Raw genomic sequence first — 15,748 nt, 5'->3', positions numbered from 1 at the left:
CCGGTCTCGTGCTCGGCCGCGCCTTGCCATGTCCATATGTTTCAGTAAATACTGAATCAACTAGACATGTGTGAATCGGAGTGAGTATGGCGAATCGGGACCCCGGCCACGAGCAGGTGCTGGAGTGGGTCGAGCGGGTGGCGATGTTCTGCACGGCGGAATACGGCATCCCGCCGATCTCGGGGCGCATCCTCGGATGGTTGATGATCTGTGATCCGGCCGAGCAATCGGCGGACGAAATCGGTGCGGCCATCGGAGCGAGCCGGGCGTCGCTGGCCACGAACATGCGGGTGCTCATCGATGCCGGTTTCGTACGACGGCGCACGAAACCCGGTGAGCGCACGCACTTCTACCGGATGGACGACGACGCGTGGAGCACCGTCCTGCAGCGGCGGGTGGCGGGTCTGCACTTGTTTCGCGACGTCGCCGCGCAGGGCATGGAACTGGCGGGGCCCGGCAGCGCGCGGGCCGAGCGGTTACGGGCGGCGCACGACGTCTACGACTGGATGGCGAAGCGGTTGAGCGAACAACCGCTGCCTTCGCGCGAGAGCGGCGACCGGTGACGGGGCAGGGCCGATCGGCGATCGTCGCCGGAGGCGGGATCGGCGGACTCGCCGCGGCCGTCGGACTACACCGGTCCGGATGGGCGGTGACCGTTCTGGAGCGGAGAGCGCGAGCGGGAGAGATCGGCGCGGGCTGGTCGTTCGCTCCGAACGCCGTGCGTGCGGCGGACGCGCTGGGTGTCGGAGCGGACTTCCGCGCCGTCTCGGTGCCGACGCAGGCCGGAGCGACCCTGCGGACTCCGTCCGGCCGATACCTGATGCGATACGAGGCGGGGCGCGACGTCGCGCTGCTGGCCAATCATCGCGCTGATCTGCACAGCGCGTTGCTCGGCCATCTGCCCACCGGCGTCGTACGTGCCGGAGCCGAGGTCATCGGGTTCGAGCAGTCCGGATCAGAGGTGTCGGTGACCTACCGGACGGAGGAAGGAACGCACCGAGCCGCCGCGGACGTCCTCGTGGGAGCGGACGGCATCCACAGCGGGGTGCGACGCGGCCTGTTTGCCGACTCCGATCCGGTCTTTCAGCGCATTCTGTGTTGGCGCGGGGTGACCGAGCCGGGCTCGGTATGGCCGATCGAAGGATTCCAGACTTGGGGACGAGGTGCGCGTTTCGGCGCCCACCCGCTGACCGATCGGCGGGTGTTCTGGTTTCTCACCGTTCGGCAGTCCGAACCAGGGATCCGCTACGGGAACGATCTCGCGGAACTGCGTCGGCGGGTGGGCAGCTGGCACAACCCGATCCCTGCTCTGCTGGCCGCGACGCCACCGGAGGCGATTCTGTGTCATGACATCTTCGATCTCGATCCTTTGCCGTCGTTCGCCCAGGGCCGGGTGGCGCTGCTCGGCGACGCCGCGCACGCGATGACGCCATTCCTCGCCCAAGGCGCGTGCCAGGCGCTCGAAGATGCGACCGCGCTCGCCGCTGAGCTGCGCGACGGCCCGGTTCCGGCGGCGCTGGCCCGCTTCGACCAGCTGCGCCGCCCACGCGGACAGCAGGTGCAGCGCATGGCACGCCAGGATCCCGCGATAAGTCTGTCCACCAATGCCCTCGTCTACGGACTGGCGACCGGCCTGACCCGCCTCGCCGGACGCGGCGTGGCCGGACGGAAGTCGGCCAGATTGTGGGATTGGACGCCTCCGGCGATAGGCGAGTAGCGCACCCCGCGTCGATGAGCTGTGCCGGTCGCCGGATACGGCGCGAACGAAAGAGCCCGGGTACTCCTCGAGTACCCGGGCTCTTCTCCGCTATCCTGGCTCAGCTTTTGCGGCCCGGAGCCTTCGCACCGGCCTTGAAGCCGAGACCGCCCGGCTTGGCGGTGGGCGGCGCGACTTCGGGTGCGCCGTTGCCGCTCGCGCCGTTGGACTGCTCCGGTTCGGCGGCGGGTCCGGGCTGCGTGGCGGAAGCTTCCGCGACGGGAGCCTGCTCCGCGGGAGCCGGTTCGGCGGGAGCCGCGTCCTTCGGGGCCGCTGCCGCCTTGCCGGGGGCCTTGGGGCCGGGCCGCTTGAAGCCGGACTTCATGGCCAGACCCTTGGCGGGCACCGTCGGCTTGGTCTCGGTCGGGCCGGTTTCGGCCGTTTCCGTAACCGCTTCGGCCGACTTCGCCTCGGCTGGTTCCGCAGCCGCTTCGGCGGGCGCGGCCTCGGCCGCAGGAGCCGCCGTAGCCTTCGCGCCAGGTGCCTTGGCCGCGCCCTTCATGGCGAGACCACCACCGGGCGCCTTCGCGCCGCCCTTCATACCCAAGCCCTTGACCGGCTTGGCCTCGGCAGCCTCGGTTGCGGGAGCCTCGGCCGGAGCTTCGGCGGCGGGGGAAGCGGTGGCCTTGGCACCGGGTGCCTTTGCTCCGCCCTTCATCCCCAGACCACCGGGCGCCTTCGCCGGACCCTTCATGGCGAGACCCTTGGCCGGAGCGGCGGGAGCCGGCGTGGCTTCGGTCTCCGCCGATTCGGCGGCGGGAGCCTTGGCGCCGGGCGCCTTGGCCGCGCCTTTCATGCCCAGGCCACCGGGGGCCTTCGCCGGGCCCTTCATGGCAAGACCGCCGCCACCGGGTGCCTTGGCGGGGCCCTTCATCGCCAGGCCGCCGCCGCTCGGCGCGGCCTTCGCCGGCGCGGGAGCCTCGGCGGCCGGGGCCGGTTCGGGCTCGGGTTCCGGCTCGGGCTCCGCCTCGGGCGCCTTGGGCTCCTGGATGACGGTCAGGTTCTCGGTGAGCACCGCGGGCTCGACGCGTTCGATGGCGTCCAGCATCAACTGGGCGACGTCAACCACCTCGACGCCTTCGCCCTCGCCCTTCTCCTGACGCGCGGTGACGCCGTCGGTGAGCATCACGCGGCAGAACGGGCAGCCCGTCGCGATCTTCGCCGGGGAGGTGGTCAGCGCCTCGTCCACGCGGTCGATGTTGACGCGCTTGCCGAGCTGCTCTTCCATCCACATCCGCGCGCCACCGGCGCCGCAGCACATCGAGCGCTCGCCGTGGCGGGGCATCTCGACCAGGTTGGAGCCGGACGCGGCCATCAGCTCACGCGGCGCGTTGTAGATCTTGTTGTGGCGGCCCAGGTAGCAGGGGTCGTGGTAGGTGACCTTCTGCGACACCGAGTTCACCGGGATCAGCTGCTTCTGCCGCACCAGGCGGTTGAGCAGCTGGGTGTGGTGCACGACCTCGTAGCTGCCGCCGACCTGCGGGTACTCGTTGTTCAGCGCGTTGAAGCAGTGCGCGCAGGTGACGACGATCTTCTTCTTGCGGTCATCGACGCCGTCGAACACCGAGTTCAGCAGCTCGATGTTCTGCTGGGCCAGCTGCTGGAACAGGAACTCGTTGCCCGCGCGGCGAGCCGAGTCGCCGGTGCAGGTCTCCTCGGCGCCGAGCACCATGAACTTCACGCCGGCGGTGGCCAGCAGCTCGGCGACGGCCTTGGTGGTCTTCTTGGCGCGGTCCTCGTAGGCGCCCGCGCAGCCGACCCAGAACAGGTACTCGTAGCCGTCGAAGCTGTCGGCGTCCTGGCCGAAGACCGGGATCTGGAAATCGAGCTCGTTGATCCAGTTGAGCCGGTCCTTGGCGTTCTGACCCCAGGGGTTGCCCTTGTTCTCCAGGTTCTTGAACAGGCCCGCCAGCTCGGAGGGGAACTCCGACTCGATGAGCACCTGGTAGCGGCGCATGTCGATGATGTGGTCGACGTGCTCGATGTCCACCGGGCACTGCTCGACGCACGCGCCGCAGGTGGTGCAGCTCCACAGCACCTCGGGATCGATGATGCCGTTGACGTCGGCGCCGCCGACCAGCGGCCGCTCGGCCTCGGCCTTGGCGGCCTCGGAGATCTTGGCCAGCTTCGCCTCGTTCGGGTTGCCCTCGGCGTCGACCAGGCCGATCTCCTCGCCGCCCAGGTCCTTGCGGCCACCGGCCAGCAGGTAGGGGGCCTTGGCGTACCCGTGGTCGCGCAGCGACATGATCAGCAGCTTCGGCGACAGCGGCTTGCCGGTGTTCCAGGCCGGGCACTGCGACTGGCAGCGACCGCACTCGGTGCAGGTGGTGAAGTCCAGCCAGCCCTTCCAGGAGAAGTCCTCGATCCGGCCGGCGCCGAAGGTGTCGGTGTCCGGGTCGGCGGTCTCCATGTCGACCGGCTTGCCCTTGGACATCATCGGCTTGGCCGCGCCCAGCGCGACGCCGCCGTCTTCCTCACGCTTGAAGTAGATGTTGAAGAACGCCGAGAAGCGGTGCCAGGCAACGCCCCAGGTGACGTTGCGGCCGACGTAGTACAGGAACGCCATGCCGGACATCAGCTTCACGAAGGCGAACAGCGCAACCATGGTGGTGTTCGCGGGCAGCAGCTTGGCCACCTGCATGGTGAAGAAGTCGGTGGCCGGGTCGGAGTGGCCGTAGGCGGCGATCTTGCCCGCCTTCACGAAGATCATGCCGAGGCCCTCGAGCAGGACGATCGCCTCGATGACGTAGGCCGGGCCGAACTTGGAACCGCTGAACCGGGACAACCGCTCCGGCACCCGTGGGTGGTTGAGCTGGCGCAGGACGATCAGCGTCAGGATGCCGACCACGGTGCCGATGCCGAGGATCTCGTCCCACAGGTGGTAGATCGCCAGGTTGCCGATGATCGGCCAGTGGAACGCCGGGTCGAAGGTCTGCCCGTACGCCTCGAACCACAGCATGGCTCCGCCGATGAAGCCGATCATCACCAGCCAGTGCGCCCAGCCGACGGTGCGGAACTTGTTCATCCGCGTGTGCGCGATGAACTCCACGAGCATCTGCTTGAAGCGCGGGAAGAAGGGCCGCCAGCGGTCCGGCGCAGGCTGTCCGACCATGATGGCGCGCGCGATATTGCGGACGCCGCCGATGAACGACGCCCAACACAAGAGGCTGAGCGCCGCCCCAATCGTGCCCAGCGTCACTGTCAGGGCATTCATGTCGCGACCTTTCTTTAGAGGCACCCGAGTGCGGCTCGTTCCGCTACCGTCTCGGTTCGCTCGTATCCTAACCGGCAGTAAGTTACCCGCCAGTAACAACTATGTCCATCGTACGATCGGCTTTTCGGCTATAGCCCCATATGCTGGGGCTTGACCGTCTATTTACCTGTGATCAATGTCACAGTAAATTCTGCCGATCACGCTGCCGAGTGGTCGACCACCACCGTAAACGGCGAAGCATTCCGTACAGTCGGTAAGGATTGGCTTAGTCCCCAGTCCTGATAAGGGATCTCGCTTAAAACGCGGCGTTCTATTAGGCTCACGACGTTCTGATTGCCGCGACCGTCTTCACACTGCTCGGGGAGGATCCGGAGCCGACCACCCGGATTTGCTGTACAGAGCTCTCGCGTGCTGAAGACCAGTGGTGACGTACGACCTGATGATGGATTGGAAACTGAATTGAATCTCCGCAGAACCACCGCGGCGGCCGCGATGGTCATCGGTGCGATGACCATCGGATTGGGGACCGCCCATGCCGAGCCGGCCGCTGCTACGCCCGACCCGATCCGGTACTCGGTCAAGCTGGTGGAGAAGACCGTCGTGACGACGCTCAAGGGGGGAACGTTCGAGCTGGCCAAGTCCTCCGAGGACGTCAAGGAAGACGACGTCTACCGGATCAAGGACTCGGAGGGCAACGCGGTCCTCACGCTGCCGATCGCCTTCAAGGTCGCCGACACCGTCGTCCCGGTGAAGCCGGTCGTGAAGGAAGACAACACGGTGCTCGAGCTGACGCCTGAGCAGGGCGTCAACGTCAACGTGCCCAAGGACAAGCCGCTCAACGCGGTGAACGTCGTCGCGCAGCCGATCGCGTCGCCGATCGAGAACCAGCGCGCGCAGAACGAGTTCGCCAGCCAGTTCGGCATCGCGACCGCCGTCGGCGGCTTCCTCGGCACCGCCATCGGCGTCATCGGTGGCGCGGTGATCGGCTGCATCCTCGGTCTGCCGTTCCTCGGCGTCGGCTGCATCCCGGCCGCGATCGCGGGCGCCGGCATCGGCGGCATCCTCGGCACGGTCGCCATCGGCGGTCCCGCTCTGCTCGTCGCGGGCATCGACCTGGTGAACACGCTGCAGGCGCCGGAAGGCACCACCAAGTGGGCGGACAAGCCGAAGTAGGCCTTCGGTCCCACCCGCTCGTCAGATCCTCGGCGGCCCGCTCTCATCGGAGGGCGGGCCGTCGTCGTTCATCCCGTCAGATCCAGCAGGCCGCGCACGACGTTCTCGCCCCGTTCCTCGCCCAGCGGGCCGAACGAGCGCTCGACCATCTCGAACGTCCCGTCCTCGCGGACGATCAGCACCGTGCTCGCTCGGGTGCCGTGCACGGTGTGCGCGACGAACCTGGCCGACAGCGCCCGCTCCATCTCGTAAGGGACGCCGGTGTGCGGCAACTCGTCGTCGGCGGCTTCGGTGCGGTCGGCCAGCACTTCGAAGTAGCGGTCCACCGCTCCCGGCTCGGTGCGCACGACCTCGCGCAGCCCGTCCACGCCCGCCCGTATCTTGGGCCAGATGGGCTGTGGCGCGATCAGATCGGCTTCCCCTAGGTCCGGGCCGGTCGAGGTGACGAATGTGCCGTTGGAGAGCCCGTGGAAGCCCGCCGCGAGTTCGCGTGGTTCCGCGGCGCTGCGGTTGGAGTGCCACCACAGCGTGCGCAGGTCGGAGACGACCAGGTTGTAGCCGTTGTAGTCGTCGGGAGCGGCGGCGACGTCGAGCACGTACTTCTCCGGTCCCGGGAACTCGCCCGCCCGGCCGCGATCGGCGGCGCCGCGCAGGAAGTCCATCAGCAGCGCGCCACGAGAACGGGCATCGAATCGTTGATCGGCGGGGTCGCGCACGTTCGTGACGGCGGCGAAACGATTGTCACCGTGCGGATGCGTGCTCAGGCCGAGCCAGGTTCCCGGCGGCTCGCCCTCCGCCCGGCCGGTGGCCCCGGTGTCGCGTCCGGCGAGCAGACCCGGCGCTTCCGGCCACCAGCGCATGGACTCGGTCGGACGGGTGTAGAACTCGTCCCGGTTGGCGGCCACGATCAACCGGTACTCCGGATGCGCGCGCCAGCCGATCAACACCAAACACATGCGGTCCAGGATGCCGGACCGCTGCCGCACGCCATGCGGCGTTGCCCCGCGCGGGCCACGTAAGGGCAGCGGAAAGCCCCTGAGACGGCGAAAGGCCGGCAGCTCGACGCTGCCGGCCTTTCGCGTGTTCCCGCGGTCAGTTGGTGCGGATGCGCAGACCCGGGTTGTCCGAGAGCACCACGTGCACCGGCTGCGCGAACAGCTGCGGCACGTTACCGGTGAGCGCGCCGATCAGGTTCGGGATCTCGCAGATCGGGTAGTCGGCCACCGACGACGCGCTGGAGATGCCGAGCGCCAACCGGCCGGTCACGATCGGGCCGCCGCTGTCGCCGGGCAGCGCGCAGATGTTGGCCGAGAAGCTCTGGGTGAGCTCGCGGTCGCCGACCTGCACGGTCTGGTCGACGGCGTTGACGATGCCGCAACTGAAGCCGGTGCGGGCGCCGGACTTGCACACCGGAGCGCCGACCACCGGGGTGGCCACGCCTTCGACCGGGATCGGGGCCGCGCCGGGCGCGCGGACGCCGTTGTTGGCGAAGCGGTCCTTGGCCTGGTCGTTGACCCGGATGATCGAGTAGTCCTGCTCGCCGAGCACCGACTTCTGGAAGACGCCCAGCTGCGCGCCGAGGCGGTCGCCGTTCATCTCGTAGACGCCTGCGGCGTTGCCGCTGCCCGCGGACGGGATGTCCGGGTTGCAGTGGCCCGCGGTGATGTTCACCGTGTTGCCGTTGCGGTCGGTGCCGTTGAAGCCGAGCGAGCAGCGCAGCGAGCTGCGTCCGGCGACCGAGGCGTAGCCGTCGCCGCCCGCGAGCGCGCCGCGCGCGTCGCCGGCGATGTCACCGGCCTGCAAGGTGCCCTGCTCGCCGGCCACCGGCGGGGCCATCACGATGACGCGCGCCGGGTCGATGAAGTTCGGCATCGGCAGGCCCGCCTGATCCACGCGGACCGCGATCGCGTTGTTGACGGTGTCCACCACCGCGCCACGCACCAGCGAACGCACCGCCTCCGGCTGGCCGTCCAGCCAGCGCTCGAACGCGCTCTTCTCGCCACGCAGGGTCGCTTCGCTCTTGGCGACGTTGCGGACCTCGAAACCGGCCGACTCGGCGGCCTTCTTCGCCTCGTCCGCGCCGGGGCCCTGCGCCAGCGCCACGACCGCCTTGCCCGCGTCATCCAGCCAGGAGCCGCCGAACACGGCCGGGTACTGCCGCTGTGCGGTGGTGGCGAACGCGGCCACCTGCTGCGCCAGCTCCGCACGATGCAGGTACTCGTCGGGCGAGATCTTCAGATCGCGGGTCACCGCGGCGACCAGCTCGGCGGGCAGACCGGGAGCCTGGTCGGGTTGAGCCGTCGCCACTGCCGCGGTGGGCCCGAACAGCAGTATCGCCGCCGAGGCGGCGATCACTGTCTTTCGGATTACGGTCTGTCGCGCAGTCGAGCGGGGAGGTCCTATACGTGGCAGGAGCATGAGCAGACTATATGGGGTTCGACGCGGTATGCCTACTCATGTTGTGGTTCCCGACTCCCTCATAGCCCGCCGACCGGCGATATGTCGATCGACACACCACGCGGCGTGCGCTCAGCTCGCGTTCGGCCGGGTGCGCACGGTGATGCCGCTGCCGATTCCGCCGCCGGAAGAGGCGTCGATGTCGGCCAGGATCGCCCGGATCGGAATGCCCAGCGAGGCGGTGCCGCCGTACTGCGCCAGCGCGATGTTGGCCTCGTTGCAGTTCGGCGCGTCCGCCGCGTTCGAACCACTGGTGATGCCGAGCGCCAGCGTGCCGGACACGATGGCGCCGCCGCTGTCGCCGCCGAGCGTGCAGGCCGAGCTGGCGAACCCGCGCACGGTCTTGCTCTCGCCCTCGGCGGTGTAGAGCTGGGTCTCCACCCGGTCGGCCACGACGAAGCCACAGGTGAAGGTGGACGACTGACCGGACTTGCAGACCGGTGCTCCGGTGATCGGGTCGGCGGTGCCGGTGATCGCCAGCGTGGTGCCGTTGGCGCCGCGCACCGAGGGCTGGTCCATGCCCGCCCGCACCGCGCGCTCGTTCAGCTTGATCACCGAGTAGTCCAGCGCGGACTGGCCGCCCAGCGAGGCGCGCACGAAGGTGCCCAGTTCGGGGCTGGCCGGGATGTCCCGGACGTTCGGCAGGTAGACGCCGGCCTCCTGGTTGCCCTTGCCCAGGTTCGGATCGCAGTGGCCCGCACTGATGTTCAGCGCGTTGCCGGAGGCGTCGACGCTGTTGAACCCGAACGAGCACACGTCGACGGCGCGCAGGGAGGAGTCCTGGAGCGAACCGGGCGCGCTGATGTAGGTGTCACCGCCCATCGGCCTGCGTTCGACCGGGCCGCCGCTGTTCGGCGACAGGATGACCTTGATGTTGGCCAGGAGCGTCGGCAGGTTGAGCATGTGGCCCGCGGGGGTGTTGGCGACGCTGAGCACCAATTGGCTGTTCAAGAAGTCGATGGCCACGGAGTTGATCGCCTGCGAGATCTCGCGCGGCAGGCCGGTGATCCACTGGTTGAGCTGCACCAGCGAACTTTCCAGGCTGTCCGCCGACACGGGGGCGAGCCGGGTCTGGTAACCGTCGGCCGCGGCGATCTTGGCGGCATCCAGCGAGGTGACCGCCATGACGGGCTTGCCGTCGGTGCCGATCCAGGCGCCCGCGTAGGAATCCGGCCGCTCCGAACGGAACTCGCGCGCGTAGTCGCGCAGCTGCTGGGCGCGCGCGGCGCGGTCCAGGTACTCGGTGGGGGTCATCTTCAGATCGCGTGCGATGGCCTGCACGAGTTCCGGTGGGAGATTGTCCGCGGCGAGCTGCGCGGGGGCATCGGGAACCGCCGAGGCGGTGGTCGTGCCGAACAAGGGAGCCAGGAGAACGGTCGATGCGATGGCGACAGCTTTGACCGCGGCGCGACGCGCCACCAACTTGCGCATGAAGTCCCTTCGTCGGCACGCACGTGCCAGCTAAATCCGTGGCCACGGGCAGAATCCGTTGGCACACAGTCTTCGTCCAGCAACCGACCGGTGTGAGGGAATTCATCCGACAACCCGGTCAGCGCAACACTCTAAGCCACAAACCCGAGAAGGACGCTACTAATCACCGACTACCCGGTATTCCCATCCCGGGGATGGTGGGGATCTGCGGCAACTGCTGACCGAACGGGTTGGTCGACGGCGTGGTCCGCGTCGTCGAGGTGCGCGTGGTGGTGCTCGGCGTCGTCGTGGTCGGCGGCTGGCTGGTGGTGGTCGGCGGGGTGGTGGTCGGCTCCGGCGTCGTGGTCTCGGTGATCACCACCGGCGGCTCGGGCGGCTCGGTGGTCGTGGTGGTCGTGCTGGTCACGACCGGCGGCGGGGCGGGCACCACCGAGGTCGTCTCGGACTTGGCGTCGGGCAGCGGCGGCACCGGCGTCTCCCCGCCGTCGCGGAACAGCAGGGCCACCACGATGCCGCCGAGCACGAGGCCGATCACCGCCGCGCCCGCGATCAGCAGCGGCATGCGCTTCGAGCGCGGCGCGGGAACCACTGGCGGCGGCTGCTTCTGGGCCTGCTCCGGCTCCGCGGCCACGAGCGTCTCGGCGACCGGGATGGCCGCCGAATACGCCTGCGGCGGCGCGTCGGCGGCGGGCACGGCGGGGATGACGATGGTGTCCACCGTCGAGTTCTCCGCGGTGGTCGGGTCCGGCGGGGTGGCCCCGGCCGGGGTGGCGAGCACGGCCGCCAGCGCCCCTCTGGCCGCGTCGTGGGCGAAGGACCTGCCGTCGGCTCCGGTCGCCGCGCTCGGCAGCTCACCCTCGCTGACCAGCAGCACCGAGCGCAGACCCAGGTAGTCCAGCGCGTCCCGCAGCGAACGCACCTGCTCGGCCGGCCAATCCGCCGGATGCGTCGCGTAGAACTCGGCGGCTCCGCTGAGATGTTCGGCGGCCAGGTTGATCAGGCAGAACAAGGCGGTCGCGACGAGGTCTTCGGCGCGGTAGGCCTCGCCGTCGTCGACCGGGATGCCCGCCGGGTCGCCGACGGCGGCCACGAAGCCGCTGATCGAGTGGGCATCGCCGGTGGGAGGGGGACCACCCAGTTCGGCGTCACCGTCGTCGGACATGTGCAGCACCGAGTCACGGACGATGTACCTCGGCTGCTCGTCACCGTCGGTGACGATGACCGCCGTGCACTCGTCGTCGGCGACGCGCAGGCCAACCCCAGTGGCCATCCTCACCTACCTCGCTTCGGCGTTCCCGCTGACGGAACCGCACCCGGTCACACCAGAAGCGAACCGTGTCCCATGGCGCGGAGCATCGACAATAACTCCGAACGGGAACGGGCACCGACCCGGCGTCGGATGCGCGCGACGTGGTGCTCGACCGTCTTCGCCGAAATGTACAGGCGCGCACCGATCTCGCGATAGGTGAGCCCGAGCAGAACCAGTTCCGCCACTTCGCGTTCCCGTTCGCTGAGGATCGCGGCCTGCGGCGGCACGGGCGGCGGCGGGGCGGCGCCGTTGTGCGCGGCCGGTGCCGCCGGACGAGTCTGCGGCTCCTGCGGGCGGGCCTCGGCGCGCACCGTGCGGGCCAGCTTGAGCAGCGCGGTGGCGGTCGCCGAGTCGGGCGTCGCGAGCGCCGCCTCGCTGGCCAGCCGGGCGGCGTCCCACGTCATGCCGATCTCGGTGAGCGCGGCGACCGCCGCGTGCACCGGTGCGCTGACGACCTGACCGCGCAGCACCAGCACCCAGGTGCGGCCCGCGTCGGCCAGCACGGCGGCGTGCCGGTCGCCCGCCTCGGCCGCGGCCTTCAACGCGCGGGCGTGCGGCAGCAGCTCCTCGGGACTCTCGTGCGCGATCGCGGCCTGCACGCCGTACCAATGGAAGGCGTTGGACCACGCGGGCGGATCGTTCAGGCGGCGCAGCAGCTCGAGCGCGGCATCCACCAGGGGCGTGATCCGGCGTTCGTCGCGCATCCGGATGGCGGCCAGCCACAGTTCCCCGATCGGCAGCAGCGCGAGCAGATCGGCCTGCACGTCGTCGAACAGCGGATATGCCGCCTGCCATGCGCGAGCCAGCGCGGTGTGATCGCCGCTGCGCCGGGCGAGGCCGACCGCGACGCCGTGCGCCAGCAAGCGGTCGCGCATGTCCAGCCGGTCGTGGTCGAGCGCGGCGACGGTGGCGGCGGCGGCGCGCTCGTCGCCGCCGAGCATCGCCGTCCAGGCCGCGAGCACGTCGAGTTGATGGCAGCGCAGCCCGCTCGCGGTGGCCCGCCGCAGCGCGTCCTGGGCACGCCGGGGCTCGCCGGTGCCGAGGGAGAGCAGCGTGGCGATCGACGCCGCCGTGCACGGCAGGAAGCGGTCCACGCCCGCGTCCGCGTGTGCGGCCTGGACCAGCGCCGATACCGCCGCCGCGGTGTTGTTGCCCGGTTCGACGGTGTCCGCGAGCGCGGTCGCGATCAAGCGCGCGTGCGCGCCCGCTTCGGTGGGCGGCCACTTCGGCGCCGACGCGGACATCTCGTGCGCGCCCGCCACGTCGCCCGCCAGGCACAACACCGTGGCGCCGACCGCCCAGTCCGGGCCCACCCGGTGCCCGCCGAGCCACGTGTACAGCTGCGCCGCGCGCCCGACCAGCCCGCGGCGGGTGAGCACCGCCGCGCAGATCCGCACCGCCGTCGCCAGTTCCGCACCGGTGCTGCCCGAGCGCGCCAGCATCGGCTCGGCCAGCCGCATGGCGGTGTCGCCGTCACCGGTCCTCGCGGCCGCCTCGGCCCAGCGCAGCGCGATCAGATCCAGTTCGGCGCCCGCGGCGGCCGCGGCGGCGTAATAGCGAACCGCGTCGCGACCCGCCTGCTCGGCGGCGCCGACGAGGAAGTCGGCCAGCCGAGGATCGCGGACGCCGGACTCGGCCAGTTGCAGCGCGGTGCGGTCGCGCAGCAGGCCCGCCTCCAGCCGGGCGCCGAGCAGCCGGCGCTCGACCGCGACGAACCTGCGGTCGCCCAGCAGCGTGCGCAGTGGGGCGACGGCGGGTTCCAGCAGCAGGTCGGCATCGGTCACCAGGGCGCTGGCCCTGGCTCGGTCGATCAGTTCCTGCGCGACGGCCTGCTCGACGCCGAGCACCTCGGTGAGCTCGCTGGAGTCCAGGCCGGTGCCAGTGGTGGCGACCACCAGGGTCTCCAGCAGGTCGGGCTCCAGGTTCTCCAGCAACCCGCGCGCCCACGTGGCGACGGCCGTGTCGACGGCGGCGATGCCCGCGTCCAGACGCGCCGAGCAGGCGGCCGTGAGCGCGGCGACCACGCCGCCGCGAATACCCGCGGTCTGCACATGGATGTGCTGCGCGACTTGGCGCGGCACCATCATGCCGAGTTCCCTGGCGAACGGTGCCATGTCCGCGACGCCGAGCGGGCGCAGGTCGACGACGCGACCGCGCCGGGAGACCGCGTCGGCGAGCATCCGCAGCCGCGGATCGTGCGGGCGCGGCTGGGTGGCGATCACCATCGTGCGCGACCCGGATTCCACCGCGTTGCAGAGATATTCGAGATCGATCTGGCTCAGTGTGTGGGCGTTGTCGATGATCAGGGCCGGGCGGGCGGTGTCGGTCGTCACGCCTGCCGTGCCGCCCGGGTTCGGCGTGCGCGTCACCGGGTGGGCTCCGTTGCGCGCGTGCGCGTGCTGGAGCGCGGCGATGTCGTCCTGCAACGGGACGCCGCGGGCGCGCAGCCGAGCGCGGATCTCCCCGAGCAGCGTCGACTTGCCGGTCTGGGACCGGCCGCGGATCAGGTAGACCACCGGTTGGTCGTCGGCGGAATCCAGGTCGCGGAACAGGTCCCGGGCGCAGGGAAGGGTGTCGAAGGCGGTATCAGCCACCGGAGCCTCCCAGGATCTCTCCGGGAGCGCGTAGCACCGTGCCGAGGGTGTCGCCCAGCACGCCGGTCGGCAGGCTCGGTGCGCTCGGCACCGTGGGCCGTGGCTGCTGCTGGGTCGGCGCGGGCGGGTTGGTCGGCGCAGGTGCGGGCGCGGGGGCGGGGGAAGGCTGTTGGGGTTGCGGCTGCGGGGCGGATTGCTGCGCCGGGGCGTCCGCAGGCGCTGGGGCGGGTTGATCGGGATTCTGCTCGCTGTTCACCACGGCCACGGTGGTGCCCGCAGCCGCCGACGAAGGGGAACCGGCCTGCGTCGCTTCGGTGCCGGTCTTCGGTCGGCCGGTGGCGCTCGCCGAGTCCGTCGCGGCGACGCCGGACGGAGCGGAGGGGTCGACCGGCTGCGCTCCCGAGGTCGCGGCGACTTGGGCGGCGCCGGTGGTGGACCGCTCGGTCGAGGCGGGATTGTCCGGCCCGGATTGGATGCCGGTGCCGATCGCGAGCGTCCCGGTGGCCAGCAGGCCGATGGCGACCACGACACCGGCCACCACCGCCATGCGCGGTCGGCTGATCAGTGCGCGCCTGCGCGCCGGTGGCTCATCTGGCAGCGCCGCGAGTCCCGCCGAGGGAAGGGCGCGTGGCTGCGGCACGGTCTCTTCCTCGGCCACCGGAGCGACCAAGGGAAGCTGGTCGGTCTCGGCGGCGAGCAGATCGGCGGCCAGCAGCGCAGCCCCGCGCGCCGTGGTGTGCTCGGGGTCGGGAGCGGCCACGACGGGCAGTCCGAACTCGGAGGAGACGAGCTCGGCGACCAGCGGGACAGCGCCGCCTCCTCCGGTGAGCAGGACGCGGCCGACATCGCCGATGTCGAGCCCGGCCCGGTGCACCGCGTCGCGGATCAGGTCCATCGCGCTCAGCAGCGGTCCGCGCAGCAGATCTTCCAGTTCCCCGCGCACCAGCCGCACGGTGCTGCCGTGCGGATCCGCGGGGTCCAACCGCACCGGAACAACGGTCGCGGTATTTATGGAAAGCTCTTCTTTCGCTTTCCTGCAGCGTTCCCGCAAAGCCGATAATTCGCGTTCCACCATCGGATCGAACGGATCGAAATCGGCGGCGAGCACCGCGTTAGCCAGGACATAGCGCATGGTCAGTAGATCGAATTCCGCGCCGGCGACGTCGGTGCTGCGCAACGGTGTGCCGAGCAGGCTGGCGTGCTCACCGGTGCGTACCACCGAAACCGTCGAGCCCGAGGCGCCGAGATCCAGGACGATCACCGCGCCGTCGCCGGTCCTGCCGTGCGCGGCGTCGAGCCAGCGGATCGCGGCGGTCGGCTCCGGCACCAGCGTCACCTCGCCGAGCCCGGCCCGCTCGAGCGCGTCGCGCTGGATGTCGACGGTGTGCCGCGACCACCAGGCCGGGTGGCAGGCGACCGTCGCCTGGACGCCGCCGCGCCCGGTCTCGGCGGCGATCTCGTCGACCAGGCAGCCGATCGAGGTCGCTACCAGGTCGGGGGCGGAATAGGACGACCCGTCCTCGGCGAGGATGCCCACCGGGTCGCCGACCCTGGCGAGGAAGCCCTCCAGCAGAACGTCGCTGGAATGGCGGCCGGCGGAGCGAGCGCCCGCGCCGAGCGTGGGCGCCATGTCCGGCGAGAGTCGCAGCACGCTCGGATGCGAGCGTAGAAAGCCGCCGCCGGACGGGCCGAGGCCGTCGTCGCCATCCTCCGTAGCCGCCACGGCGACCGAATTCGACGCCCCGACAGTGATGCCGAGCGCCAGGCGCTGTGTCATTCGAGAACCCCGTTCGAGAAGCTGTCAGGTCCGGTGT

Annotated in this window: 10 protein-coding genes; 3 read left to right on the top strand and 7 right to left on the bottom strand. The window is 70.4% G+C overall.

The window, feature by feature from the left end; all coding sequences use genetic code 11:
• The first annotated feature begins 86 nt into the window (after positions 1-86).
• Together U3653_RS00770 and U3653_RS00765 are read left to right on the top strand one after the other, a co-directional pair.
• Positions 87-563, top strand: a complete 477-nt coding sequence (locus U3653_RS00770; RefSeq protein ID WP_195080864.1) for a GbsR/MarR family transcriptional regulator — start codon at positions 87-89, stop codon at positions 561-563.
• Positions 560-1,717, top strand: coding sequence for an FAD-dependent monooxygenase (locus U3653_RS00765; protein WP_195080863.1), 1,158 nt, complete (start codon positions 560-562; stop codon positions 1,715-1,717). The genes U3653_RS00770 and U3653_RS00765 overlap by 4 nt, the downstream gene beginning before the upstream one ends.
• 100 nt (positions 1,718-1,817) lie before the next feature.
• On the opposite strand, the gene U3653_RS00760 is transcribed toward U3653_RS00765, so the two are convergent.
• Positions 1,818-4,970: a (Fe-S)-binding protein gene (locus U3653_RS00760; RefSeq protein WP_195080862.1), complete on the bottom strand. Its 3,153-nt coding sequence runs from the start codon at positions 4,968-4,970 to the stop codon at positions 1,818-1,820.
• 459 nt (positions 4,971-5,429) lie between these two features.
• Here U3653_RS00760 and U3653_RS00755 point away from each other — a divergent pair, with 459 nt between their 5' ends.
• Positions 5,430-6,143, top strand: coding sequence for a DUF8020 domain-containing protein (locus U3653_RS00755; protein ID WP_195080861.1), 714 nt, complete (start codon positions 5,430-5,432; stop codon positions 6,141-6,143).
• A 68-nt stretch (positions 6,144-6,211) separates the two neighbouring features.
• Here U3653_RS00755 and U3653_RS00750 read toward each other — a convergent pair whose 3' ends face one another.
• From U3653_RS00750 to U3653_RS00725, 6 genes are all read right to left on the bottom strand, one after another.
• Positions 6,212-7,099 (bottom strand): NRDE family protein, encoded by an 888-nt coding sequence (locus U3653_RS00750; protein ID WP_195080860.1) that lies wholly within the window; start codon positions 7,097-7,099, stop codon positions 6,212-6,214.
• Between the two features lie 136 nt (positions 7,100-7,235).
• A complete protein-coding gene (locus U3653_RS00745; protein ID WP_323124686.1) occupies positions 7,236-8,498 on the bottom strand; it encodes a S1 family peptidase in 1,263 nt (420 codons plus the stop codon).
• Between the two features lie 174 nt (positions 8,499-8,672).
• On the bottom strand, positions 8,673-10,031 hold the full coding sequence (locus U3653_RS00740) for a S1 family peptidase (protein ID WP_195080858.1): 1,359 nt from the start codon (positions 10,029-10,031) through the stop codon (positions 8,673-8,675).
• A 163-nt stretch (positions 10,032-10,194) separates the two neighbouring features.
• Positions 10,195-11,301, bottom strand: coding sequence for a hypothetical protein (locus U3653_RS00735; RefSeq protein ID WP_195080857.1), 1,107 nt, complete (start codon positions 11,299-11,301; stop codon positions 10,195-10,197).
• A 47-nt stretch (positions 11,302-11,348) separates the two neighbouring features.
• Positions 11,349-13,934 carry a LuxR C-terminal-related transcriptional regulator gene (locus U3653_RS00730; RefSeq protein WP_195080856.1) on the bottom strand — a complete coding sequence of 862 codons (2,586 nt, stop codon included), beginning with the start codon at positions 13,932-13,934 and terminating at the stop codon, positions 11,349-11,351.
• On the bottom strand, positions 13,927-15,711 hold the full coding sequence (locus tag U3653_RS00725; RefSeq protein WP_195080855.1) for an Hsp70 family protein: 1,785 nt from the start codon (positions 15,709-15,711) through the stop codon (positions 13,927-13,929). The genes U3653_RS00730 and U3653_RS00725 overlap by 8 nt, the downstream gene beginning before the upstream one ends.
• Positions 15,712-15,748: the final 37 nt, after the last annotated feature.

Source organism: Nocardia implantans (assembly GCF_035544775.1).
In the GTDB taxonomy this organism is placed as follows: domain Bacteria; phylum Actinomycetota; class Actinomycetes; order Mycobacteriales; family Mycobacteriaceae; genus Nocardia; species Nocardia implantans.
This window is presented reverse-complemented; position numbering and strand designations above follow the sequence as displayed.